Here is a 23,371-nt window from a genome sequence, read left to right as displayed (position 1 = left end):
CCCGCGGGCTCAGGTCCGCCCGGCGGGCAGCACCGCGTCGACCACGGAGGCGGCGAACCCGGGCGGGACGGCCTCGTTCCTGAGCACCGCCCGCACCCACACGGCCCCGGCGATCAGGTCGAGCAGCAGCTTCGGGTCGGTCCCCGGCGGCAGCTCCCCGCGTGCGGCGGCCCGGGCGAACACCGGCTGCTCGCGCGCGAACCGGTCCGCGAAGAAGTCCCGGGCCAGCGCGGCGAGCTCGTCGTCGGCCAGCCCCGACCCCGAGGCCAGAGCCCGCACGACCGCCCGGGTCCGTACGCCGGTGACCAGGACGGCCACCTGCTCGGTGAGGGCGATCAGGTCCCCGCGCAGCGAACCGGTGTCCGGGATGCCGATGTCCAGCACCCGGGCCCGGAGCAGCGCGGCGCGCAGCAGCGACGCCTTCGACGGCCACCAGCGGTAGATCGTCGTCTTGTTGACCCCGGCCTCGTGGGCGACGGCCTCGATGGTGAGCCCCGCGTACCCGCGTCGGGCGAGGAGCCGCAGCGTGGCGTCGAAGATGGCCTCGGCGGCGCGGGGGCCCTTCTCGGGGCGGGGGCGCGGGGGAGGGGCGGGCATGGCGGCTCCGGGAGATAGTGCAACGCAACGTTGCGTTGCACTATAGGCTGCGGCCGACCACCAGGACACGACACGCAGGGGGATGCCCATGAAGGACGACCGGAACTCCGGGGTCTCCGGAGCGGTGACCTGGGGGCTGCTGGCCTCCTGGGCGGCCAACGACCTGGAGGAGATCGCCACCATGGCGGGCTGGCTCCGGACCGCGCGGCCGAGGTTCAGGAAGCGGCTGCCCCGGGTGCCCGACCGGGTGTGGGACCGGGCGGCCCTCTCGCAGCGCGAGGTGAACACGGCCATCGGCCTGATGGGCGTGCTCATCGCGGCGGCCGCGGCCGACGGGGCGCGCACGGGCGGGCGCAGCCCCTTCTTCCGTACCGTCCTGACCGGATTCGGGCTGCACGGGGTGGTGCACCTCGCGCAGTCGGCGGCGTACGGCGGCTACACCCCGGGCGTGGCCACCTCGCCGACCGTCGTCATCCCGTACTCGCTCTGGGCGCTGCGCCGGCTGCGGGCTGCGGGCATCCCGGCCGGCGGCGCCCGTGGCACGGCGGCCGGGCTGGCGGTCCTCCCGGTCGCCGTGGCGGGCGCGCACGCGGTGGCCAGGGCGCTGGCCCGGCCCCGTACACCCGGCGCGTGACACGGCCGGGCGGGGCCGGACCGCCCCCGGCGCACGACTCGGCGGGACGGCCCGGCGCCGTGACCCGGCACGCGAACGGGCCGCGGCTCAGAAGTCGGCCGTCAGCCGTTCCTCCAGCCGGGCCACCGAGTCCTGGGCGTACGCCTTCTCGTAGGCGTTGCGGACGCGCTCGATCTGGCGGCCGCGCACCCGAGCCTCGGAGGCCGGGTAGAGCAGTGTCAGCTCGTAGCTGCGCTCGCGCTCGATGACGCCGTGGGAGTCCCGCCACTGCCCCCGGCCGTCCTGGATGGTCAGGCCGTTCGGGAAGCGCGGTGTGACCTCCTCGTCGATGAACGCGAGGAACTGCCGGTCGGTCACGTCCGGGCCGCCGTCCGGGCGTTCGGTGCCGAAGAGCAGCCGGGTCTCGATGTAGTCCTGGCCCCGTACGGCGTCCGCCACCGCCGGGCGCGGTTCCGGCGAGGCGCCGGAGCCGAGGGTGGCGTACGCGACGGGCGCGCCCGCCCCCAGGACGGCGAGGGCCGCCGTGGCGGCGACGAGCGCGGTCCGCCGGCGCGGGTGGCGGTTGTCGGAGGGGCCGGCCGGCTCACTCGCGGCGGTCGTGCGGGACGGGAGAGGCATGGGGGGCCCTTCGATCCGGTTACGGGAGAGGCGCAGACGCGCGGGCCTCACTGTCGCAAGCGGGCCCCCGCGGAGGGCGGCGGAAGCCGGGCGGCACCGGGAAACCACCCGATCGGGCGGGCGCGCACCGGCGCGCGAAAGGCGGCCGGACCGCCGGAAAACCTTTGGCCCAGGCCGTGTTGGCGCTGCTAGTTTCCTCGGCGTGGCGAAACTCAATCAGATCATCGCAGTGGAGAAGGGCGTCAAGTCCAAAGCGCACCAGGACCTGACGGCGGCACATCACGGCCTCCAGAAGGCCGGACTCCTCGCCGGGATCTCCCGGACCTACCAGCCGAAGGACGAGGAGGGCGAGCAGCTGCCGCCCGAGTCGACGCTGGTGCAGGTCAAGGCCGAGGACGTGCTGCGGGAGACCGCCAAGACGCTCACCCGCCTGTTCGACGTGACCGCCACGAAGGACTGGGCGAACTGCGCGGCCCGCGCCGATGTGACGGTCGACGGCCGGGTCCTGGTGAGTGACGTGCCGGTGTCCTACCTGCTCTTCCTGGAGAAGCAGCTCGTCGACATCAACACCTTCGTCCGCAAGCTGCCGGTGCTCGACGCCGCCGAGGCGTGGGCCCAGGACCCGTCCACCGATGCCTGGAAGACCGAGCCGGTCCGCACCCTGCGCACCAAGAAGGTGCCCCGCAACCATGTGAAGGCGGAGGCCACCGAGAAGCACCCGGCGCAGGTCGAGGTGTACTACGAGGACGTGCCGATCGGCTACTGGACGACCGTGAAGTTCTCCGGGGCGCTGCCCGCGCGCCGGGTCAACGAACTCCTCGACCGGGTCGAGAAGCTGCACCAGGCCGTCAAGTTCGCCCGCGAGGAGGCGAACGGCGTGGACGTCACGGACCAGAGGGTGGGTGACGCCGTATTCGGTTACCTCTTCGGGTGACCGACCATGGATCCCCCGGCGGCCGTCGAGGCCGTCGGGGTGCGCGAGGAGCGCAAAGCTGAAACTGAAGTTTGTCGTGACGAAGCGGCTCCGGTGGAGACCGTGATCAATCTCAGACTCTCGCTCCAGGCTCAGCATGCGCCGCCTATCGCCGGATCGACCGGGCCCGTGCCCGTGTGCGTCGAGATGCCGGTTCGACTCCGGCCCGTGGAGCTTCGGTCCGCGGTCGTCTAAAGGCAGGACGCGACGACATAAAACTGACACGGGACCTTAAACGCGCCGGTGTGCGACAGCAGGCGGCACCACAGGGCTCGGGGGCCGGCTACGCCCCCGGGCCCGCTCCTCATTCGGCCCGGACTCACTGCCGGTAGCCCGCCAGGAACCGCCCGATGCGGCTGATCGCGGCGTCGAGGTCGTCGACGTGCGGCAGGGTCAGGATGCGGAAGTGGTCGGGGCGCGGGTAGTTGAAGCCGGTGCCCTGGACGACCTGGATCTTCTCGCGCAGCAGCAGGTCCAGGACGAACTTCTCGTCGTCCACGATCGGGTGCACCTTCGGGTCGATGCGCGGGAAGGCGTACAGCGCTCCCTTCGGCTTCACGCAGGACACGCCCGGGATTTCGTTCAGCTTCCGCCAGGCGCGCTCGCGCTGCTCGTACAGCCTGCCCCCGGGCACCACGAGGTCCTTGATCGACTGCCGGCCGCCGAGCGCGGCCTGGATGGCGTACTGGGCGGGTGCGTTGGGGCACAGCCGCATCGAGGCAAGCATCGTCAGCCCCTCCAGATAGCTGCGGGCGTGCTGCTTCGGGCCCGACACCACCATCCAGCCGGAGCGGAACCCGGCCACCCGGTACGTCTTCGACAGACCGCTGAAGGTGAGGCAGACCAGGTCGGGGGCGAGCACCGCCACGCTGTGGTGCTCGGCGTCGTCGTAGAGGATCTGGTCGTAGATCTCGTCGGCGAACACCATCAGGCCGTGCCTGCGGGCCAGGTCGAGGATGTCCTCCAGGACCTCGCGCGGATAGACGGCGCCGGTCGGATTGTTGGGGTTGATGATCACGACGGCGCGGGTGCGGTCGGTGATCTTCGAGGCCATGTCGGCGACGTCCGGGTTCCAGTCCGACGCCTCGTCGCAGGCGTAGTGCACGGCCTTCCCGCCGGCCAGCGTCGTGACCGCGGTCCACAGCGGGTAGTCCGGGGACGGGATCAGCACCTCGTCGCCGTCCTCCAGGAGCCCCTGGACGGCCATCGAGATGAGCTCGGAGACGCCGTTGCCGAGGAAGACGTCGTCCACGCGGACCTCGGACAGGCCCATCGCCTGGTAGCGCTGGGCCACGGCGCGCCGGGCGGACAGGATGCCGCGCGAGTCGGTGTAGCCGTGGGCCTGCGGGAGCATCCGGATCATGTCCTGGACGATCTCCTCCGGCGCCTCGAAGCCGAAGAGGGCCGGGTTGCCCGTGTTGAGCCGGAGCACGCTGTGGCCCGCCTCCTCCAGGGCGTTGGCGTGCTCGATGACGGGGCCCCGGATCTCGTAGCAGACCTCGTTGAGCTTGCTGGACTGGCGGAATTCCATGCGGTGCCTCCCCGACCCGATTGCGATACTTGGTTTTACCAAGCTCGGGCTTGGAAAGTCCAACAACATGTCTAGACTGCGTCGCATGCCACGTCAGCCACAGCCCTCGACCCGCCCGGCCCGCCGCCGGAGTTACGACCAGTTCTGCGCCGGCGCCCGGGCGCTGGACGCGGTCGGCGACCGCTGGACGTTGCTGATCGTCCGTGAACTGCTGGCAGGCCCCCGGCGTTACACCGATCTCCACGCCGACCTGCCGGGCGTCAGCACGGACGTCCTGGCCTCCCGGCTCAAGGACATGGAGCAGGGCGGCCTCGTCACCCGCCGCAAGCTCCCGCCGCCGGCCGCCGCCACGGTGTACGCGCTCACCGCGCGCGGGCACGGACTGCTGCCGGTCCTCGCCGCGCTCGCCGAGTGGGGCGCCCCGGCGCTGGCCGAGCGGCGGCCCACGGACGCGGTCCGGGCGCACTGGTTCGCACTCCCGCTGCTGGGCGCCCTGAAGGGGGCGGCCGCGGGCGTGCTCGATGTCCGCCTGGACGAGGGCGAGTTCCACATCCGTACGGGGGAGGTGGCGGCCGGCGAGCCGGTGTACGGGGACGGGCCCGCAATCGACGCCGACGCGCGCATCGTCCTCGACGCCGAGCTGTGCCTCGCGCTGGGGCGCGGCGAGCCGACGTTCGCGGAGGCGGTCGGGGACGGCCGGATCGAGGTGCACGGGGACGGCGCGCTGGCCGAGGCGCTGCGCGGTCGCTGACAGCCCCGGGTTGGGCCGGATGCCGAGGGCGTGGTTCTCGCGTTCCCGTTCCGGGTAGCGTCGGGACATTTGCGATGGCCGTGACACCCGACGACGGGAGCGACGCGTGAGGACCGACGGACAGCGGGGGCTGACGGGGCAGCAGGGACGAGGGGAACGGCGGGGGCGGCTGGGCCGGAAGCTCGTCACCGCGGCGGGCGTGGCCGCGCTCGCCTTCGTACCGACGGCGGCCGGTGCGACGCCCGGCAGCGGGGTGACCGCCACCGTGGTCGCCAAGGGCACCTCGCCCGGCCCGCTGAGGGTGAGCGCGCCCGAGGGCCGGGCGGACGTCACCTTCACCACCGCCACCATCGCGCCGGGCGGCTCCACCGGCTGGCACACCCACAGGGGCCGGCTCATCGTCGTCGTCAAGTCCGGCACGCTCACCCGCACCCTGGACGACTGCTCGGTCGAGGTGTCGCCGGCCGGCACGTCCTTCGTCGAGCCGTCCGGCCGGAACCACCGCCACATCGGCCGCAACCTGGGCAGCGAGCCCGTCGTGCTCTGGGTGACCTATCTGCTGCCCGAGGGCAGCGCACTCTCCGACGACGCCGAGGCGGTGGAGTGCCGGCCGGGGAAGTGACCCCCCGCGGGGGCACCCGCCCGGCGGCCCACCGTCAGCGGGCGGCTGTCTCCCCGTACGCGCCGAGCCCGGCGATCACCAGCCCGTCGCGGAGGGTCAGCACCTCGTACACCCGGCCGCCGATCTGGTTCCGGTAGTCGATCACCAGCGTGTCGACGCCCGCCCGGACGTCCATCACCTCGAACTCCAGGTCCGGGATGAGTTCGAGCCCGCGCGCCCAGTACGCCCGCAGGGCGTCCTTGCCGCGCACGGTCCCGGAGGCATCACCGGTGAACCGCGCGATCATCGGGGAGCTGAAGGTCACGTCCTCGTGGTAGTGCGCCAGGATGCGTTCCAGGTCGCGGGAGTTCCAGTCGTCCTGCCAGCGCGCTGCGAACTCACGGGCGAATTCAAGATCCATGGCCATGACCGTAGACCTCGCGGCGGATTCCGTCGGCTGCGTTCCGGCATCCGGTCCCCGGGCAGGACGCGCGATGATGGACGCGTGCGATTCGAAGCGATCACCTGGGAACGGCTGACGGACGCGCTCGCCGCGCACGCCGACGCCCGGGAACCGGCGGACGGCGGACCGTGGCTGAAGATCGCCGTCGACGGAGCCCCGGCCGCCCGCCCCGGGGACCTGGCCGAATCCGTCGCGGAGACGTTGAGGCTCCGGGGCCGCGCCGTGCTCCCCGTGTCCACCGCCGGATTCCTGCGGCCGGCGAGCCTGCGGTACGAGTACGGGAAACGGGACCCGGACTCGTACTTCGGCAGCTGGTTCGACACCGGTGCCCTGTGGCGCGAGGTGTTCGGCCCCCTGGAACAGGGCGGCAGCGGACGGGTGCTGCCCGACCTGTGGGACCCGGCGACGGACCGGGCCACCCGCAGCCCGTACCGGCGGCTGCCGGAAGGCGGGGTGCTGATCCTGCACGGACCGCTGCTGCTCGGGCACTGGTTCCCCTTCGACCTCACCGTCCACCTCCGGCTGTCGGCGGGTGCGCTGCGGAGGCGCACGCCGGAGGACGAGCTGTGGACCCTGCCCGCCTTCGAGCGGTACGAGGACGAGGTGGCGCCCGCCGACAGCGCGGACGCGGTGGTGCGCGCGGACGACCCGGGGCACCCGGCGTGGACGGGGCTGCGGTGAGACGTGCGGGTTCGAGTCCCGCTACTCACCCGGCAACGGCGGCCGCCCGCCCACCGTCGTGACGGCCTCCGCTCCCGCCCGGCACCCCGCCGCCGCGGCCGCCGCGTCGTCCGCGCCCGCCAGCCGGGCCGCGAGGAAGCCTCCGGTGAAGGCGTCGCCCGCACCGGTCGAGTCCACGGCGCGCCCGACCGGCTCCGCCGGGACCCGGCCGGTCACCGCGCCCCCGGTGGCGAGCAGCGCCCCGCCCTCGCCGAGCGTCACGACGACCCGGCGGGCGGGCATGCTCAACTTGGCGGCCGCGTCCGCGGGATCCGGCAGGCCGGTGAGCAGCCGGGCCTCGTCCGCGTTGGGCAGCAGCAGGTCCGCCCGCTCGGTCAGGGCGAGGAACCGGTCGACGCCGAGCCCGGCCAGGAAGCCCGCCGACGCGGGGTCCACGCTCACCGGAACGTTTCGCCGCACAGCCTCCCGCAGGGCGAGCAGGGCCGTCGCCCGGCTCGTACCGGCGAACAGCAGGTAGCCCGACAGGTGGAGATGGCCGACCCCGTCGAGCAGCGCCGGCGACCAGTCCTCGGGGGAGAGCCGCAGCACCGCGCCGCTGTCGGTGAGGAAGGTGCGCTCGGCGGCGGCGTCCACCAGGGCGACGACGGTCGCGGTCGGCGCCTCCTCGTCCACCGCGAGCAGCCCGCGGACCCCCGCCCGCCGCAGCAGACCGCGGTGCCAGTCCGCCGAGTCGGCGCCCACCCGGGCCAGCAGCCGCACGTCCCGGCAGCCCGCGCGCGCCGCCCAGCAGGCCACGTTGGCCCCCGCGCCGCCCGCCCGGGTCCGGATCACGGCCGCCGTGTCCGTGCCGTGGGCGAGCGCCGATCCGTGCCGGGCCACCACATCGGTGACCACGTCCCCGACGACGAGGAGGCCGCCGCTCACCGTGCCGCCCAGGCGGTGGCGATCCGGGCGGCGAGTGCCACATTGCCCCGCACCGCCGCGAGGTTGGCCTCCAGCGAGGCGCCCCCGGTGTGCCGCACCAGATGGTCCAGCAGGAACGGCGTGACCGCCTGCCCCGTGACCCCCCGCTCCCGGCACGCCTCCAGCGCGTCGGCCAGTACCCGGTCGTGCAGCCCGGGGTCCAACTGCTCCTCCTCCGCCACGGGATTGGCCACGATCAGCGCGGCGTCGGGGCCGCCCAGCGCGTCCTGGGCGGCCATCACCGCGGCGACCTCCCCGGGCGAGGCCACCGTCCAGTCGACCGGCTCGCCGGAACTGCTCAGGTAGAACCCGGGGAAGGTGCTGGTGCCGTAGCCGAGCACGCCGACGCCCAGCGTCTCCAGGCGTTGCAGCGTGGCCGGGACGTCCAGGATCGACTTCACGCCCGCGCAGACCACGGTGATCCCCGTCCGCGCCAGCAGCCGCAGGTCCGCGGATTCGTCCTGCGTCTCCGTCCAGCCCCGGTGCACCCCGCCGAGCCCGCCGGTCGCGAAGACCCGCAGCCCGGCCCGGGCCGCCAGGAAGGCGGTCGCCGACACGGTCGTCGCCCCGCTCGCCCCGGCCGCCAGTGCCGGGGCGAGGTCGCGGTGGCCCAGCTTGCGCATCCCCGGGTCCTCGGCCACCCGTTCGAGCTCCGCCTTGTCGAGCCCGATCCTGGCCCGCCCGTCCAGCACCGCCACGGTCGCGGGCACGGCCCCCGCGGACCGTACGAGCCCCTCCAGCTCCCCGGCGACCCGCAGGTTGCGGGGGCGGGGCAGGCCGTGGGCGATGATCGTCGACTCCAGGGCGACGACCGGCCGGTGCGCGGCCATGGCGGCCCGCACCTCGGCGGAGAGAGCCGGTGCGTACGGAGTGGCGTCGAAGGGCGCGTTGAGTGACATGTCCACATCCCTGTCGCGGGTGGGCGGGGCTCAAACGTGAGCGGCCCCGGCCGGTGGCGCGAAACTGCTGTCAGCAGCCGCGCACTGCCCCTAAGGTCGGCCCATGCCTTCCTCGGCCCATCAACCCGCCGCCCCCGTACGCGACTTCTACGACGACCTGGCCTCCGACTACGACCTCATGTACGCCGACTGGCAGGCGGGCATCGACCGCCAGGGCGCCGCACTGTCGGGCTTGATCGGTACGGCACTCGCCGAGGGCGCCTCGTACGACGTGCTGGACTGCGCCTGCGGCATCGGCACCCAGGCGCTGGGCCTCGCCGCGCTCGGACACCGGGTCACCGGAAGCGACCTGAGCCCCGCCGCGGCGGCCCGCGCCGAGAAGGAGGCGGCCGCGCGCGGCCTGGAGCTGCGCACGACGGCCGCGGACATGACCCGGCTGCCGTTCGACGACGGTTCCTTCGACGTCGTCGTGTGCGCCGACAACTCGCTGCCGCACCTGCTCACCCCGGAAGCGGTGGAGGCGGCGCTCGGCGAGATGCGCAGGGTGCTGCGCCCCGGCGGCGTGCTGCTCGTCTCCACCAGGCCGTACGACCGGCTGCGGAGCGAGCGGCCCGCCTCCACACCGCCGCAGATCAGGGAGGGGGCCGGCGGCCGGGTCGTCACCTTCCAGCTGTGGCACTGGCGCCCGGACGGCGAGCGCTACGACCTGGAGCACTTCCAGCTGCACCCCGCGGCGCAGGGGGACGACGGCTGGGACGTGCGCACGCGCCGGACGTCGTACTGGGCGCTCACGCAGGACCGGCTGACCGGATTCGCCCGGCGGGCCGGCCTGACGGAGCCCGCGTGGCACGAGCCGGCGGACACGGGCTTCTTCCAGCCGGTGATGGTCGCGCACAGGCCGGCCCCGGACGCCGCCTGACGGCACCGCTCAGAACAGCGGCTCCGGCAGCACGCCCTCCAGTGCCAGCAGCCGACGCTTGGTCTCCAGGCCGCCGCCGAAGCCGCCCAGGCCGCCGTCGCTCTCCACCACCCGGTGGCACGGCACCACCACCGGAAGAGGGTTGGACCCCATCGCCGCGCCGACCGCCTGGGCCGCTCCCGGCTGTCCGACCCGCTCGGCCAGATCCCCGTAACCGGCGACCGCCCCGTACGGCACGCCCCGCGCCAGCTCTTGCAGCACCTGGCGGTTGAAGCCGGCGGTCAGCGACCAGTCCAGGTCGAGCGAGAACTCCCGCAGCGTCCCCGCGAAGTACGCCGCGAGCTGGCGTACCGGCTCGGCCAGCCGGGCGGAACCGGGGGCCTCCACCGGCTCCGCGCCGAGCCGGCCGCGCAGCCGGTCGAGTGCCCTGTCCCGTATCTCCGGGCGGGCGTGGAAGACCACGCCGACCAGTCCGGTCTCCGTCGCGGCCAGCATCAGCGGACCGATGCCGCTCTCGACGACGGTCCACTCGACGACCCCGTTGCTGTCCATGCCACCACCGTACGGCCGCCCACTGACAACGGGCCCCGGCGGCCTCAGCCCCGGGTGGCCGCGCGCACCACGTCGGGGGTGTTCGTGATGATGCCGTCCACCCTCATGCCCTCGACCCGGCGGGCGGCCGCCGCGTCGTTCACCGTCCAGGGGTTCACCCGGAGCGCCTTGCCGTGCGGGCCCTTCAGGGCGTGCGCCGCCGTCACGTAACCGCCCGACAGGCCGGCGTACGAGGGGTTGATCTGGTCGGCGAACGCGGCGTACGCGGGCAGCTCGGAGACGGCCGGGGCGCCGAGGAAGCCGGTGACCACGTCCGGACGCAGGGAATGCACCGTACGCACGCTGTCGGCACCGAAGCTCTGGATCACCAGGCGGCCCTGGACGTGGCTCCGGTCCAGCCAGCCCTCCTCGCCCAGCACCCGGAGGGTCGCCCGCTCGATCCCCGGGTAGCTCTCCGGGCTCTTGATCTCCAGCAGGAGGTTCTGGCGATTGCGGCCGAGCCGCTCCAGATACTGGCGCAGGGTCGGCACCCGGGTCCCGGCGTACGCCGGCCCGAACCAGCCGCCCGCGTCCAGCCGGGCGATCTCGGCGGCCGTGAAGTCCCTGACCGCCCAGGGCGCGCGGTCCGGGAACACCTCCTCGGCGTTCGTCGTCCGCCTGAGGTTTGTGTCGTGGATGACGACCACCACCCCGTCCCTGGTGAGCTGGACGTCGTTCTCCACCCAGCCGAAGCCCAGAGCGTCGGCCCGGTCCACGGCCGGGAGCGTGTTCTCGGGGGCGTACGCGGAGGCGCCCCGGTGGGCGTAGACGCGCGGGTGGTCCCCGGCGGCGTCGGCGGCCCGGCGGATCGGGGCGAGCTGCTGAACCGGGTGCCGGGTCAGCGGGGTGTCCGCGACCGGGGCGCCCGGAAGCGGCGTCAGCAACGTGCCGGCGCCCATGACGGCAGCGGCGGCGACGGAGGCGGTGGCGGTGCCTGCGTACACGTGGACTCCTTGCGTCAGAGTTGCGGACGGCCCGAGCGTCCCAGCCGCCCCCGAACGGGGGACAGGCGAAGGATGGCCACCGTGTGAACGCACCTCGGGGACCGCGCCACGCGCTGTCGGCCCGGTCGATAAGATGCGGCACTTCTGTTGTGTCTGCCGGGCCTTGCGCCCGGACGACAGGCCCTGGGATCGTCCTGACCCGGGCTTGCTGCTGCGAAGGGCGTACAAGGATGCAGGGCACGATCGACGGCTTCAGCTACGGGGCGGTGACTCCTGCGGCCGCGTTCCTCATGGCGTGCCTCGGCGCGGCGCTGGGCCTGCGCTGCACCACGCGGTCACTGCGTACCGAGCGTTCCTTCAGGGCCGGCTGGCTGGCTCTCGGGGCGACCTCCATAGGTTCGGGCATCTGGACCATGCACTTCATCGCGATGGTGGGCTTCTCCGTCGAGGAGGTGCCGATCGGCTACGACAGACCGATCACCTTTGCCAGCCTCGCCGTCGCGATCGTCATGGTCGGCATCGGGATCTTCCTGGTCGGTTACCGGGGCGCCACCCGCATGGCCCTGGTGACGGGAGGCACGATCACCGGACTCGGCGTGGCCTCCATGCATTACCTCGGCATGGCCGGGATGAGGCTTGATGGGCAGTTCGAGTACGACACGATCACCGTGGCCCTCTCCGTGGTCATCGCCGTCGTCGCCTCGACCGCCGCGCTGTGGGCCGCCGTGTCCATCCACGGCTTCCTGCCCAGCCTCGGCGCGAGCGTCGTGATGGGCGTCGCCGTGAGCGGCATGCACTACACCGGCATGGCCGCGCTCCGCGTCCACCTGCACCCGTCCGCCACGACCGCGGCCCACGCCCCCGGCGACAGCGCCGGCTCGCTGCTGGTGCCCATGCTGCTCGGCCCCGCCTGCTTCCTGGTGCTGGCCGCCGTCGTCGTCATGTTCGATCCGCTGGTGGTCATGGGCACGCCCGACTGGGACGACCCGCGCGCCGCGCGGATCCCCGGTGTCCCGGCCCGGCGCCAGATCCCGCGCTTCGGCACGTACGCCGACCCGGCCTCCTTCCACTCCCGCCCGCGCGACGCCGTGGAGCCCGCGGACTGGTGAACCGGCCCCGTTGTCAGTGGTGGGTCGTACGGTGGTTGCATGCGGCCAGTCTCGAAGATCGAACGTACGGTGGCGCCTTTCGAGGTCGTCAGCCCCTACCAGCCCAGCGGCGACCAGCCCGCGGCCATCGCCGAGCTGGAGAAGCGCGTCCGCGCGGGTGAGAAGGACGTCGTGCTCCTCGGCGCGACCGGCACCGGTAAATCCGCGACCACCGCGTGGATGATCGAGAAGCTCCAGCGCCCCACGCTGGTCATGGCGCCCAACAAGACGCTCGCCGCCCAGCTGGCCAACGAGTTCCGCGAGCTCCTGCCCAACAACGCCGTCGAGTACTTCGTCTCGTACTACGACTACTACCAGCCCGAGGCGTACGTCCCGCAGTCGGACACCTACATCGAGAAGGACTCCTCGATCAACGAGGAGGTCGAGCGGCTGCGCCACTCCGCGACCAACTCGCTGCTCACCCGGCGCGACGTCGTCGTGGTCGCCTCCGTCTCCTGCATCTACGGCCTCGGTACGCCGCAGGAGTACGTGGACCGCATGGTCCAGCTCAAGGTGGGCGAGGAGATCGACCGCGACGCGCTGCTGCGCCGCTTCGTGGAGATCCAGTACACGCGCAACGACCTGGCCTTCACCCGGGGCACCTTCCGGGTGCGCGGCGACACCATCGAGATCTTCCCGGTCTACGAGGAGCTGGCCGTCCGCATCGAGATGTTCGGTGACGAGATCGAGGCCCTGTCCACCCTGCACCCGCTGACCGGCGAGGTCATCAGCGAGGACCGGTCCCTCCACGTCTTCCCCGCCAGCCACTACGTGGCGGGCCCCGAGCGCATGGAGAAGGCCGTCAGCGGCATCGAGCGGGAGCTGGAGGAGCGCCTGGCGGAGCTGGAGAAGCAGGGCAAGATGCTGGAGGCCCAGCGGCTCCGCATGCGTACGACGTACGACATCGAGATGCTCCGCCAGATCGGCACCTGCTCCGGCGTCGAGAACTACTCGATGCACTTCGACGGCCGCGCCCCCGGCACCGCCCCCAACACCCTCCTCGACTATTTCCCGGAGGACTTCCTCCTGGTGCTGGACGAGTCGCACGTCACGGTCCCGCAGATCGGCGCCATGTACGAGGGCGACGCCTCCCGCAAGCGGACCCTGGTCGACCACGGCTTCCGGCTGCCGTCCGCCCTGGACAACCGCCCGCTGAAGTGGGAGGAGTTCCTCCAGCGGATCAACCAGACGGTCTACCTGTCCGCCACCCCGGGCAACTACGAGATGTCCCGCGGCGACGGCTTCGTGGAGCAGATCATCCGCCCGACCGGCCTGGTCGACCCCGAGGTCGTCGTCAAGCCCACCGAGGGCCAGATCGACGACCTGGTGCACGAGATCCGACTGCGTACCGAGCGCGACGAACGGGTCCTGGTCACCACGCTCACCAAGAAGATGTCGGAGGACCTGACCGACTACTTCCTGGAGCTCGGCATCCAGGTCCGCTACCTCCACAGCGACGTCGACACGCTGCGCCGCATCGAGCTGCTGCGCGAGCTGCGCTCCGGCGAGTACGACGTCCTGGTCGGGATCAACCTCCTGCGCGAGGGCCTGGACCTGCCCGAGGTGTCGCTCGTGGCCATCCTCGACGCTGACAAGCAGGGCTTCCTGCGCTCGGGCACGTCGCTGATCCAGACCATCGGCCGCGCGGCGCGCAACGTCTCGGGCCAGGTCCACATGTACGCGGACAAGGTCACCCCGGCCATGGCGCAGGCCATCGACGAGACCAACCGCCGCCGCGAGAAGCAGATCGCCTACAACACCGAGCGCGGCATCGACCCGCAGCCGCTGCGCAAGAAGATCAACGACATCGTCGCCACCATCGCGCGCGAGGAGATCGACACCGAGCAGCTGCTCGGCACCGGTTACCGCCAGGGGAAGGAGGGCAAGGCCCCCGTGCCCGCCCTCGGCAAGCACGCTGTCCCGGGCGACGGCAAGGCTGCGACGGCCGGAAAGTCCGCGAAGGCCGGCAAGGCGGGCAAGGCGGGCCGGGACGCGGCGGCGGTCACCGACCGCCCGGCGACCGAACTGGCCGGGATCATCGAGGAGATGACGGACCGGATGCGCGCCGCCGCGGCCGACCTGCAGTTCGAGGTCGCCGCCCGGCTGCGTGACGAGGTGGGGGAGTTGAAGAAGGAGCTGCGCCAGATGCGCGAGGCCGGTCTGGCCTGACCGGCCGGACGGCCGGGACCCGGGCCGCATGTTGCAGGACCGACACAAAACGGCCCAGGCCCTCCGCGCGGGTGACACCACTGCGTAGGGTGCGGGGAAACCGCACAAGGACGGTTGCGGGGAATGCGGAGAGGGGACAGCGCGTGACGGTCAATATGACCAAGGGTCAGGCCATCAGCCTGCAGAAGAGCGACGGGGGGACCCTGACCGCGGTACGGATGGGGCTCGGCTGGCAGGCGGCACCGCGCCGCGGTCTGTTCGGCTCGCGCACCCGGGAGATCGACCTGGACGCCTCGGCCGTCCTGTTCGCCGACAAGCAGCCGGTCGACGTCGTGTTCTTCCGGCACCTCACCAGTGACGACGGCTCGGTGCGGCACACCGGGGACAACCTCGTGGGCGGTGCCGGTTCCGGCGGCGACGACGAGGCGATCCTCGTGGACCTCCAGCGGGTGCCGGTCCACATCGACCAGATCGTCTTCACGGTGAACTCCTTCACCGGCCAGACGTTCCAGGAGGTGCAGAACGCCTTCTGCCGCATCGTGGACGAGACCAACGGCCAGGAGCTCGCCCGCTACACGCTGGACGGCGGCGGGCAGTACACCGCGCAGATCATGGCGAAGGTGCACCGCGCGGGCAACGGCTGGAAGATGACCGCCATCGGCGCCCCGGCCAACGGCCGCACCTTCCAGGACCTCATGCCGGCGATCCTGCCGCACCTGTAGGACCGCACGCCGGACCGTGAGGTCCGTATCGCGTCACGCGCAGCTCCCGGCGGCACCGGCCGCCGGGAGCTGCCCGTGTCGCGGCACCACCGCACCACCCGGAGCAGAGACACCACGCACAGCTTCATCCACACCAGCGGTAATACGTCGAGGGGACAGGGCAATGACGGCCGAGCTGGTCCGGGGGCAGAACCACACCTTGCCCCAGACCCGTCTGGAGATCCGGATATCGGCCGGGGCGCCCGTCGTGGCCGGTGCCACGCTCGGCGACGAGCAGGGCAGAGTGGCCGGCGTCGAGTGGATCGCCCACCCCGGATCGCCGCAGCTGCACGGCCTGGAAGTCTCCCGGCAGGCCGCCGCCGACCACCGCCTCGCCGTCGACCTCGACGCCCTGCCCGACGGGGTCCACCGGGTCACGGTGCTGCTGGCCCTCCCGCTCGGCGCCGGCGGCCCGACCCGCTTCGGCGCCGTCGCCTCGCCGTTCGTCGCGGTCACCGCCCTCGACGGCACCGAGATCGCCACGTTCACGCTGACCGGCCTCGACAGCGAGTCCGCGGTCGCCGCCCTGGAGCTGTACCGCCGCCAGGGCGCCTGGAAGGTCCGCGCGGTCGGCCAGGGATACGCGGGCGGCCTCGCCGCCATGCTCGCCGACCAGGGCGTGGACCGGGCCGCCGAGCTGGCCGGGACCATCCAGGAGGCGGTCGCCCAGGGCCTGGCCCGCTCGGTGGCCCCGCCGCCGCCCCGCACCCCGGAGGGCGACCGGGTCAGGCACGCGCCCACCCCGGCGCCCGCCCCGGGCAACGGGCAGCCGCCCGTCCCGCCGCCCGCGCCCGCCACACCCCAGCCCGCCACGCCCTCGCAGCCCGAGCCCCTGGCGGAGCCGGCCGCCCCGGGCGGCCCGGTCAACTACGCGCACCCGCGCCGCCAGTCCACCGCGCCCCCGCCGCCGCCCCCGGCCGCGCCGCCCGCCCGGCCGGGGCAGCCCGCGCAGCCCGTCGCCGGGGACGCGACCGGCTGGTCCATGGACGAGCGCCTGTACAACCAGGTGTGGGGCATGTTCGAGGACCTGGCCCGCGCCGTTGCCGCCTACCGCAGCGCCGTCGACTTCGCCGAGTCCCGGATGGACCAGGAGCTGGAGCGCGCCCTGTCCGACCCGCGCAGCCGCATCGGGGGAGCGGGCGACCGGGCCCGCGAGGAGGCCCGCGCCAAGCGCGACGAGCTGACCGACCGGGCCCGCGCGTCCCTGGACCGCGACCTCGCCCAGCTCGCCGCCGAGTCCGCCGTCGTGGAGCCCGCGCTCCCGGCCCCCTACGCGGGCTGGGACAACCCCGTGTGGCACGGCCACCGGGTGCCCATGGAGATCCCCATGGCGCTGCGCATCGGCGACCTCCACCTCCCGGAGCGGGCCGACCTGCGCATCCCGCTCCTCGTCCGGCTGCCGCTGGAGCGGGGCATGTGGATCGACAGCGGGCGCACGGCCTCGGAGGCCGCCGCGCTGACCGGCACGGACCAGCTGCGCCGGCTGGCCATGGAGACCGCCGTGCTGCACGCGGCCCGGCTGCTGGCGGTCTACCCGCCGAACGAGTTCACGGTCCACGTCATCGACCCGGCCGGTTCGGCCGCCGGCGCGCTCGCCCCGCTGGTCCGCTCCGGGGTGCTGCCCTCGCCGCCCGCCGCCGGGGCCCAGGGCGTCTCCGCGGTCCTCGCCCACCTCACCCGGCGGGTGGACCTCGTGCAGATGGCGATCCGGGCCGGTGCCGCCGACTCGTTGCCGCCGGACCTGGACCCGGCCGAGCAGCTGCTGATCGTCAACGACTTCCCGCACGGCTTCGACGACCGGGCGGTGACCCAGCTCCGCTACCTCGCCGACGAGGGGCCCTCGGTGGGCGTCCACCTGATGATGGTCGCGGACCGGGAGGAGGCGTCCGAGTACGGCCCGGTCCTGGACCCGCTGTGGCGCTCGCTGCTGCGGGTCACCCCGGTCGCCGACGACCATCTGGCCGACCCCTGGGTCGGTCACGCGTGGACGTACGAGCCGCCCAGGACGCCCCCGGGGAGCGCGGTCCTGGACCAGGTGCTGGAGCGGGTGGCCCACGCCCGCCGCACCGGGTCCCGCTGAGCTGCCGCTCGTCCCCGCACAGCTCGGCACGTCCTCGTAAAGCCCACGGCAAAGCGTCCCTGACGCCCTGACCTGCGATTTTGGAGATCCTTTAGGTTCCCCTTTACCTTCCCTTGGTATTTCCTGTACCGTTCATGGAGCGGAGGGGAGTACTCCCATACGCGGCGTTCCCGTCAGTACGGACTGTGACCGGTCCCGGGGCGCCGGCCCGGTGCGCAGCCCGCGCGCCCGGTGGAAGAGACCTCCGGCAGCGACGACGCTGATCAGTAGCCCGTAGCGAACTGCCGGAGGCGCAGTGGACGTTTCATGGACCCTCTGGGCGCTGACCATCTTTGGTCTGTGCGCCCTCATCGCCGTCGACTTCTTCATCGGGCGCAAGCCCCATGACGTGTCGACCAAGGAAGCCGGGATCTGGACGATCGTCTGGATCGTGCTGGCCGCCCTCTTCGGCCTCGGGCTGCTCGTCTTCGGCGAGAGCCAGGCATCGGGCGAGTTCTTCGCCGGCTACATCACCGAGAAGTCGCTCAGCGTCGACAACCTCTTCGTCTTCGTGCTGATCATGGCGAAGTTCTCGGTACCCTCCCACCTCCAGCAACGGGTGCTGCTGATCGGTGTGCTGATCGCGCTGGTGCTGCGGGCGGTCTTCATCGCCGCGGGCGCCGCCGTCATCGCCAACTTCTCGTGGGTCTTCTACATCTTCGGCGCGTTCCTGATCTACACCGCCTGGAAGCTCATCCAGGAGGCCAGGGCCGACGACGAGGACGAGGAGTTCGAGGAGAACCGCCTCCTGAAGAACATCGAGCGCCGCTTCGGCGTCGCCGACCGGTACCACGGCACCAAGCTCTTCATCCGCAACAACGGCAAGCGCGTCCTGACCCCGCTGATGGTCGTCATGCTCGCCATCGGCACCACCGACGTGCTGTTCGCGCTGGACTCCATCCCCGCGATCTTCGGCCTCACCCAGGACCCGTACATCGTCTTCACCGCCAACGCCTTCGCCCTGATGGGCCTGCGCCAGCTGTACTTCCTGATCGGCGGTCTGCTGGAGAAGCTGGTCCACCTCAGCTACGGGCTGTCGGTGATCCTCGGCTTCATCGGCGTCAAGCTGGTGCTGCACGCCCTGCACGAGTCCGGGGTGCACGTCCCCGAGATCTCCATCCCGGTCTCGCTCGGCGTCATCTGCGGGGTGCTGATCATCACCACGATCACCAGCCTGATGGCCAACAAGAGGAAGGCCGAGGCCGAGGCCCGCGAGGCGAGGACCGGAGACCGCGTCTAGGGCGTGCGTCGAAAGTAGCGCCGTCCCGCCCGGAGGGCGGGTCCGGCGGCGTCCGGTGCGTGCGATCGCAAGCCGGAGGGTCGCCCCGATACCGGGTGTATCGGGGTGATCCCGACAACGCGGCGAGCGTGCGTGCCAGGCGTCGCCGGACAGACGGACGGCCCCGCCTCACCAGCCCCGGGCGCGCCACTCGGGCAGGTGGGGCCGTTCGTCCCCCAGCGTGGTGTCGCGTCCGTGGCCCGGGTAGACCCAGGTCTCGTCCGGCAGCGGCGCGAAGAGCTTGGTCTCCACGTCCTGCAGCAGGTTCGCGAAGGCCTCGGGGTCCTTGTGCGTGTTGCCGACGCCGCCGGGGAAGAGGCAGTCCCCGGTGAACAGATGCGGCGCACCGTGCGGGTCGTCGTACAGGAGCGTGATCGAGCCCGGGGTGTGACCGGTCAGACGGCGGGCGGTGAGCGCCACCTCGCCGACCCGGATCGTGTCGCCGTCCTCGACCAGGACCTCCGTCGGCACCTCGATGCCCTCGGCGTCGAACCGCCCCGCGTAGGTGCGCGCCCCGGTCGCCGCGACGACCTCGCCCAGCGCCTGCCAGTGGTCGCGGTGCCGGTGGGTGGTGACGACGGAGAGGATCGAGTCGTCACCGATCAGCCGCAGCAGCGTCCCGGCCTCGTCGGCCGCGTCGATCAGCAGCTGCTCGCCGGTGGCCCGGCAGCGCAGCAGATAGGCGTTGTTGTCCATCGGGCCGACGGCGACCTTCGAGATCATCAGGTCCGTCAGTTCGTGCACATCGGCGGGCCCGCCGACCCTGACCGCTCCGCTGTACGTCATGTTCCTCAGCCTATAGCGGGGCCGCGGCCTACAGCGGGGGCAGTGCCGGAAGCGGTCCGCCTCCGACCGTCAGCGCGGAGCCGTCGCGCCGCCCGCTGAGCCATCCCAGCAGCTCGGGCGCCGTGCCCCGGACCCCGACCGGCCCGCCCTCCGCACCGCCGCCGGTCGTCCATACCCGCCCGGTGTCGTCGGCGAGCGACGCCGGCACGACCTCCGGGTGGCCGGCGAACCGCGCGGCCAGGAAGTCGATCTCCCGTGCGGTGAACTCGTCCGGCAGGTCCTCCAGCTCGTAGCCGACGTCCAGATCGACGTGGTGCAGCTCCACCTCGCCGCGGCGCCGGAACGGCACGAGTGACGCCGAATCCGTCACACCGTTGCGCAGGGTCACCGTGCGCGACCAGTCCCCGGGTTCGGCCGCCGCCGCGACGAAGCGGGCCGCGCTCGCCGTCAGATCGGCCAGTTGCTGCGCGTGGGACCGGGGGGCGTCGCGCTCGATGTCGCGGTCGCGGGTTTCGCTGTCTGCGTACATCGGCAGCCCGCGGAGAACATTTACGAGCGCGTCGGCGTTACGGGAAAGGTGCGCGATGACATGACCGCGGCTCCAGCCCGGCAGCCGCGACGGCTCGGACAGCGCCGCGTCGTTCATTTTGCCGGTGGCTCCCAGCAGTCGATCCGTCGCTTCCCGGAGTGCCGCCAGGTCGTGCGCATGATCAGTCATGGGGTCGAGCCTAGCCTCGTCCACTCGTTCGGGTGAAGGAGTTCTCAGCCGTCCGCAATTCGAATGTGCGTGCTATACGCTCGAAGTCGAAAGCTTCCTACACCGCTGTGGCGCCCCCCATACCCTGGGCGAGGGGCTCAGTTCCCCCGCTTCTCTCTAGAAAGGTGCGGACCGGCGTGGCCGACCGTCTCATCGTCCGTGGCGCTCGCGAGCACAACCTCAAGAACGTCTCGCTCGACCTCCCCCGCGACTCCCTCATCGTCTTCACCGGGCTCTCCGGGTCGGGCAAGTCGTCGCTCGCGTTCGACACGATCTTCGCCGAGGGCCAGCGGCGCTACGTGGAGTCGCTCTCCTCGTACGCCCGGCAGTTCCTCGGCCAGATGGACAAGCCGGACGTCGACTTCATCGAGGGCCTGTCGCCCGCCGTCTCCATCGACCAGAAGTCGACCTCGCGCAACCCGCGCTCGACGGTCGGCACCATCACCGAGGTCTACGACTACCTCCGGCTGCTCTTCGCCCGGATCGGCAAGCCGCACTGCCCCGAGTGCCGCCGCCCCATCTCGCGCCAGTCGCCGCAGGCCATCGTGGACAAGGTCCTCGGCCTGCCCGAGGGCAGCCGCTTCCAGGTGCTCTCGCCGCTGGTGCGCGAGCGCAAGGGCGAGTTCGTGGACCTGTTCTCGGACCTCCAGACCAAGGGCTACAGCCGCGCCCGGGTGGACGGCGCCACGATCCAGCTCTCCGAGCCGCCCACGCTCAAGAAGCAGGAGAAGCACACCATCGAGGTCGTCATCGACCGCCTCACCGTGAAGGACAGCGCCAAGCGCCGGCTGACGGACTCCGTCGAGACCGCGCTCGGCCTCTCCGGCGGCATGGTCGTGCTCGACTTCGTGGACCTCCCCGAGGACGACCCCGAGCGCGAGCGGATGTACTCGGAGCACCTCTACTGCCCGTACGACGACCTCTCCTTCGAGGAGCTGGAACCACGCTCCTTCTCCTTCAACTCCCCGTTCGGCGCCTGCCCCGACTGCACCGGCATCGGTACGCGCATGGAGGTCGACCCGGAGCTGATCGTCCCGGACGAGGAGAAGTCCCTGGACGAGGGCGCCATCCACCCCTGGTCCCACGGCCACACCAAGGAGTACTTCGGCCGCCAGATCAACGCCCTGGCCGACGCCCTCGGTTTCCGTACGGACATCCCCTGGGCCGGGCTGCCGCAGCGCGCCAGGAAGGCCCTGCTGCACGGCCACAAGATCCAGACCGAGGTCCGCTACCGCAACCGGTACGGGCGCGAGCGCGCCTACACCACCCCGTCCTTCGAGGGCGCCGTCCAGTTCGTCAAGCGGCGGCACTCCGAGGCCGAGAGCGATTCCAGCCGGGAGCGCTTCGAGGGGTACATGCGCGAGGTCCCCTGCCCGACCTGTGAGGGGACCCGGCTCAAGCCGATCGTCCTCGCGGTCACGGTGATGGAGAGGTCCATCGCCGAGGTCTCCGCGATGTCCATCAGCGAGTGCGCCGAATTCCTCGGCCGCCTCAAGCTGAACGCCCGCGACAAGAAGATCGCCGAGCGGGTCCTCAAGGAGGTCAACGAGCGGCTGAAGTTCCTGGTCGACGTCGGCCTCGACTACCTCTCGCTGAACCGCGCCGCGGGCACCCTGTCCGGCGGCGAGGCCCAGCGCATCCGGCTCGCCACGCAGATCGGCTCCGGCCTCGTCGGCGTGCTCTACGTGCTGGACGAGCCCTCCATCGGGCTGCACCAGCGCGACAACCACCGGCTGATCGAGACCCTGGTCCGCCTCCGCGACATGGGCAACACGCTCATCGTCGTGGAGCACGACGAGGACACCATCAAGGTCGCCGACTGGGTGGTCGACATCGGCCCCGGCGCCGGTGAGCATGGCGGCAAGGTCGTCCACTCCGGCTCCCTCAAGGAGCTGCTGGCCAACGACAAGTCGGTCACCGGGCAGTATCTGACCGGCAAGAGGTCGATCCCTGTGCCCGAGGTGCGGCGGCCCGTCGACCCCTCGCGGCTGCTCACGGTGCACGGCGCCCGGGAGAACAACCTCCGGGACATCGACGTCTCCTTCCCGCTCGGCGTGCTGACCGCCGTCACCGGCGTCTCGGGCTCCGGCAAGTCGACGCTGGTCAACGACATCCTCTACACCCACCTGGCCCGCGAGCTGAACGGCGCCAAGTCGGTGCCCGGCCGGCACACCCGGGTCGACGGGGACGACCTGGTCGACAAGGTGGTGCACGTCGACCAGTCGCCCATCGGCCGGACGCCCCGGTCCAACCCGGCCACCTACACCGGTGTCTTCGACCACGTCCGCAAGCTTTTCGCCGAGACGATGGAGGCCAAGGTCCGCGGCTATCTGCCGGGCCGGTTCTCCTTCAACGTGAAGGGCGGCCGCTGCGAGAACTGCTCCGGCGACGGCACCATCAAGATCGAGATGAACTTCCTGCCCGACGTGTACGTCCCGTGCGAGGTCTGCCACGGTGCGCGATACAACCGGGAGACCCTGGAGGTCCACTACAAGGGCAAGTCCATCGCCGAGGTGCTGGACATGCCGATCGAGGAGGGCCTGGAGTTCTTCGAGGCCGTGCCGACGATCGCCCGCCATCTGCGCACGCTCAACGAGGTCGGCCTCGGGTACGTGCGGCTCGGCCAGTCCGCGCCGACGCTCTCCGGCGGCGAGGCCCAGCGGGTCAAGCTCGCCAGCGAGCTCCAGAAGCGCTCCACCGGCCGCACCGTCTACGTCCTGGACGAGCCGACCACCGGTCTGCACTTCGAGGACATCTCCAAGCTGATCAAGGTGCTCTCCGGCCTGGTCGACAAGGGGAACTCGGTGATCGTCATCGAGCACAACCTCGATGTCATCAAGACCGCCGACTGGGTGATCGACATGGGCCCCGAGGGCGGCAGCGGCGGCGGCCTGGTCATCGCCGAGGGCACCCCGGAGTACGTGGCCGGCGCCCCCGCCAGCCACACCGGGAAGTTCCTCCAGGACATCCTGGACGCCGACCGGGTCAGCGAGGCGGCCGTCCCGGCCGCGCGCAAGCCGGCGGGCAAGAGGGCCGTGAAGAAGACGGCCGGTTCGAAGCCGGCCTCGGCCACTGGGACGGCCACGGCGAAGACGGCGAAGAAGCCCGCCGCCAAGAAGACGGCCCGCGCCCGGAAGGGCTGACCCCGGGACACGCGGTACGAGGCGGCGGCCCCCACGACAGAGAT

22 protein-coding genes are annotated in these 23,371 nt (G+C 72.1%); 12 read left to right on the top strand and 10 right to left on the bottom strand.

Annotation, left to right across the window (positions count from 1 at the left end):
• Positions 1 to 9 precede the first annotated feature (9 nt).
• A complete protein-coding gene (locus ACN6LM_RS08720; protein WP_445064705.1) occupies positions 10 to 597 on the bottom strand; it encodes a TetR/AcrR family transcriptional regulator in 588 nt (195 codons plus the stop codon).
• An 88-nt stretch (positions 598 to 685) separates the two neighbouring features.
• Between ACN6LM_RS08720 and ACN6LM_RS08715 the strand changes: the two genes are divergently transcribed.
• The gene (locus ACN6LM_RS08715; protein ID WP_445064704.1) at positions 686 to 1,231 is read left to right on the top strand and encodes an HXXEE domain-containing protein; all 546 of its coding nucleotides are present in this window, start codon (positions 686 to 688) and stop codon (positions 1,229 to 1,231) included.
• Positions 1,232 to 1,318: 87 nt separating this feature from the next.
• On the opposite strand, the gene ACN6LM_RS08710 is transcribed toward ACN6LM_RS08715, so the two are convergent.
• Positions 1,319 to 1,849, bottom strand: a complete 531-nt coding sequence (locus ACN6LM_RS08710) for a DUF3574 domain-containing protein (RefSeq protein WP_445064703.1) — start codon at positions 1,847 to 1,849, stop codon at positions 1,319 to 1,321.
• A 202-nt stretch (positions 1,850 to 2,051) separates the two neighbouring features.
• On the opposite strand from ACN6LM_RS08710, the gene ACN6LM_RS08705 reads away from it, so the two are divergent.
• Complete coding sequence (locus ACN6LM_RS08705; protein WP_445064702.1) at positions 2,052 to 2,783, top strand: DUF7873 family protein; 732 nt, start codon at positions 2,052 to 2,054, stop codon at positions 2,781 to 2,783.
• A gap of 358 nt (positions 2,784 to 3,141) precedes the next feature.
• On the opposite strand, the gene ACN6LM_RS08700 is transcribed toward ACN6LM_RS08705, so the two are convergent.
• Entirely contained in the window at positions 3,142 to 4,353 is a 1,212-nt protein-coding gene (locus tag ACN6LM_RS08700) for a pyridoxal phosphate-dependent aminotransferase (RefSeq protein WP_445064701.1), read from the bottom strand.
• An 85-nt stretch (positions 4,354 to 4,438) separates the two neighbouring features.
• On the opposite strand from ACN6LM_RS08700, the gene ACN6LM_RS08695 reads away from it, so the two are divergent.
• Together ACN6LM_RS08695 and ACN6LM_RS08690 are read left to right on the top strand one after the other, a co-directional pair.
• Complete coding sequence (locus ACN6LM_RS08695) at positions 4,439 to 5,104, top strand: winged helix-turn-helix transcriptional regulator (protein ID WP_445064700.1); 666 nt, start codon at positions 4,439 to 4,441, stop codon at positions 5,102 to 5,104.
• Positions 5,105 to 5,234: 130 nt separating this feature from the next.
• Positions 5,235 to 5,726, top strand: coding sequence for a cupin domain-containing protein (locus ACN6LM_RS08690; protein WP_445064762.1), 492 nt, complete (start codon positions 5,235 to 5,237; stop codon positions 5,724 to 5,726).
• A 34-nt stretch (positions 5,727 to 5,760) separates the two neighbouring features.
• Here ACN6LM_RS08690 and ACN6LM_RS08685 read toward each other — a convergent pair whose 3' ends face one another.
• Positions 5,761 to 6,126 carry a nuclear transport factor 2 family protein gene (locus ACN6LM_RS08685; RefSeq protein WP_445064699.1) on the bottom strand — a complete coding sequence of 122 codons (366 nt, stop codon included), beginning with the start codon at positions 6,124 to 6,126 and terminating at the stop codon, positions 5,761 to 5,763.
• 84 nt (positions 6,127 to 6,210) lie between these two features.
• Here ACN6LM_RS08685 and ACN6LM_RS08680 point away from each other — a divergent pair, with 84 nt between their 5' ends.
• Positions 6,211 to 6,849 carry a uridine kinase gene (locus tag ACN6LM_RS08680; RefSeq protein WP_445064698.1) on the top strand — a complete coding sequence of 213 codons (639 nt, stop codon included), beginning with the start codon at positions 6,211 to 6,213 and terminating at the stop codon, positions 6,847 to 6,849.
• Between the two features lie 21 nt (positions 6,850 to 6,870).
• Here the strand turns inward: ACN6LM_RS08680 and ACN6LM_RS08675 are convergent, their stop codons facing one another.
• On the bottom strand, positions 6,871 to 7,773 hold the full coding sequence (locus ACN6LM_RS08675; protein WP_445064697.1) for a carbohydrate kinase family protein: 903 nt from the start codon (positions 7,771 to 7,773) through the stop codon (positions 6,871 to 6,873).
• Positions 7,770 to 8,711: a pseudouridine-5'-phosphate glycosidase gene (locus ACN6LM_RS08670; protein ID WP_445064696.1), complete on the bottom strand. Its 942-nt coding sequence runs from the start codon at positions 8,709 to 8,711 to the stop codon at positions 7,770 to 7,772. The genes ACN6LM_RS08675 and ACN6LM_RS08670 overlap by 4 nt, the downstream gene beginning before the upstream one ends.
• 103 nt (positions 8,712 to 8,814) lie before the next feature.
• Between ACN6LM_RS08670 and ACN6LM_RS08665 the strand changes: the two genes are divergently transcribed.
• Positions 8,815 to 9,630: a class I SAM-dependent methyltransferase gene (locus tag ACN6LM_RS08665; protein ID WP_445064695.1), complete on the top strand. Its 816-nt coding sequence runs from the start codon at positions 8,815 to 8,817 to the stop codon at positions 9,628 to 9,630.
• Positions 9,631 to 9,639: 9 nt separating this feature from the next.
• Here the strand turns inward: ACN6LM_RS08665 and ACN6LM_RS08660 are convergent, their stop codons facing one another.
• Together ACN6LM_RS08660 and ACN6LM_RS08655 are read right to left on the bottom strand one after the other, a co-directional pair.
• Positions 9,640 to 10,182, bottom strand: coding sequence for a methylated-DNA--[protein]-cysteine S-methyltransferase (locus ACN6LM_RS08660; RefSeq protein WP_445064694.1), 543 nt, complete (start codon positions 10,180 to 10,182; stop codon positions 9,640 to 9,642).
• A gap of 44 nt (positions 10,183 to 10,226) precedes the next feature.
• Complete coding sequence (locus ACN6LM_RS08655) at positions 10,227 to 11,165, bottom strand: glycerophosphodiester phosphodiesterase (protein ID WP_445064693.1); 939 nt, start codon at positions 11,163 to 11,165, stop codon at positions 10,227 to 10,229.
• Positions 11,166 to 11,395: 230 nt separating this feature from the next.
• On the opposite strand from ACN6LM_RS08655, the gene ACN6LM_RS08650 reads away from it, so the two are divergent.
• The 5 genes from ACN6LM_RS08650 (at position 11,396) to ACN6LM_RS08630 (ending at position 18,602) form a co-directional block, all read left to right on the top strand.
• Entirely contained in the window at positions 11,396 to 12,274 is an 879-nt protein-coding gene (locus tag ACN6LM_RS08650; protein ID WP_445064692.1) for an MHYT domain-containing protein, read from the top strand.
• A gap of 39 nt (positions 12,275 to 12,313) precedes the next feature.
• On the top strand, positions 12,314 to 14,482 hold the full coding sequence (uvrB, locus tag ACN6LM_RS08645) for an excinuclease ABC subunit UvrB (RefSeq protein WP_445064691.1): 2,169 nt from the start codon (positions 12,314 to 12,316) through the stop codon (positions 14,480 to 14,482).
• A gap of 143 nt (positions 14,483 to 14,625) precedes the next feature.
• Positions 14,626 to 15,204 carry a TerD family protein gene (locus ACN6LM_RS08640; protein WP_445064690.1) on the top strand — a complete coding sequence of 193 codons (579 nt, stop codon included), beginning with the start codon at positions 14,626 to 14,628 and terminating at the stop codon, positions 15,202 to 15,204.
• A 163-nt stretch (positions 15,205 to 15,367) separates the two neighbouring features.
• Positions 15,368 to 17,323 (top strand): TerD family protein, encoded by a 1,956-nt coding sequence (locus tag ACN6LM_RS08635; RefSeq protein ID WP_445064689.1) that lies wholly within the window; start codon positions 15,368 to 15,370, stop codon positions 17,321 to 17,323.
• A gap of 295 nt (positions 17,324 to 17,618) precedes the next feature.
• Positions 17,619 to 18,602 (top strand): TerC family protein, encoded by a 984-nt coding sequence (locus tag ACN6LM_RS08630; RefSeq protein WP_445064688.1) that lies wholly within the window; start codon positions 17,619 to 17,621, stop codon positions 18,600 to 18,602.
• A 168-nt stretch (positions 18,603 to 18,770) separates the two neighbouring features.
• Here the strand turns inward: ACN6LM_RS08630 and ACN6LM_RS08625 are convergent, their stop codons facing one another.
• Together ACN6LM_RS08625 and ACN6LM_RS08620 are read right to left on the bottom strand one after the other, a co-directional pair.
• The gene (locus ACN6LM_RS08625; RefSeq protein WP_445064687.1) at positions 18,771 to 19,427 is read right to left on the bottom strand and encodes an MBL fold metallo-hydrolase; all 657 of its coding nucleotides are present in this window, start codon (positions 19,425 to 19,427) and stop codon (positions 18,771 to 18,773) included.
• A gap of 28 nt (positions 19,428 to 19,455) precedes the next feature.
• A complete protein-coding gene (locus ACN6LM_RS08620; RefSeq protein ID WP_445064686.1) occupies positions 19,456 to 20,145 on the bottom strand; it encodes a maleylpyruvate isomerase family mycothiol-dependent enzyme in 690 nt (229 codons plus the stop codon).
• A gap of 176 nt (positions 20,146 to 20,321) precedes the next feature.
• Between ACN6LM_RS08620 and uvrA the strand changes: the two genes are divergently transcribed.
• Entirely contained in the window at positions 20,322 to 23,327 is a 3,006-nt protein-coding gene (gene uvrA / locus ACN6LM_RS08615) for an excinuclease ABC subunit UvrA (RefSeq protein WP_445064685.1), read from the top strand.
• The last annotated feature ends 44 nt before the right edge of the window (positions 23,328 to 23,371 follow it).

It is taken from the genome of Streptomyces sp. SAS_281 (assembly GCF_052542855.1).
Note: the sequence above shows the minus strand (reverse complement) of the source record. Positions and strands in the feature narration are given on the sequence as shown.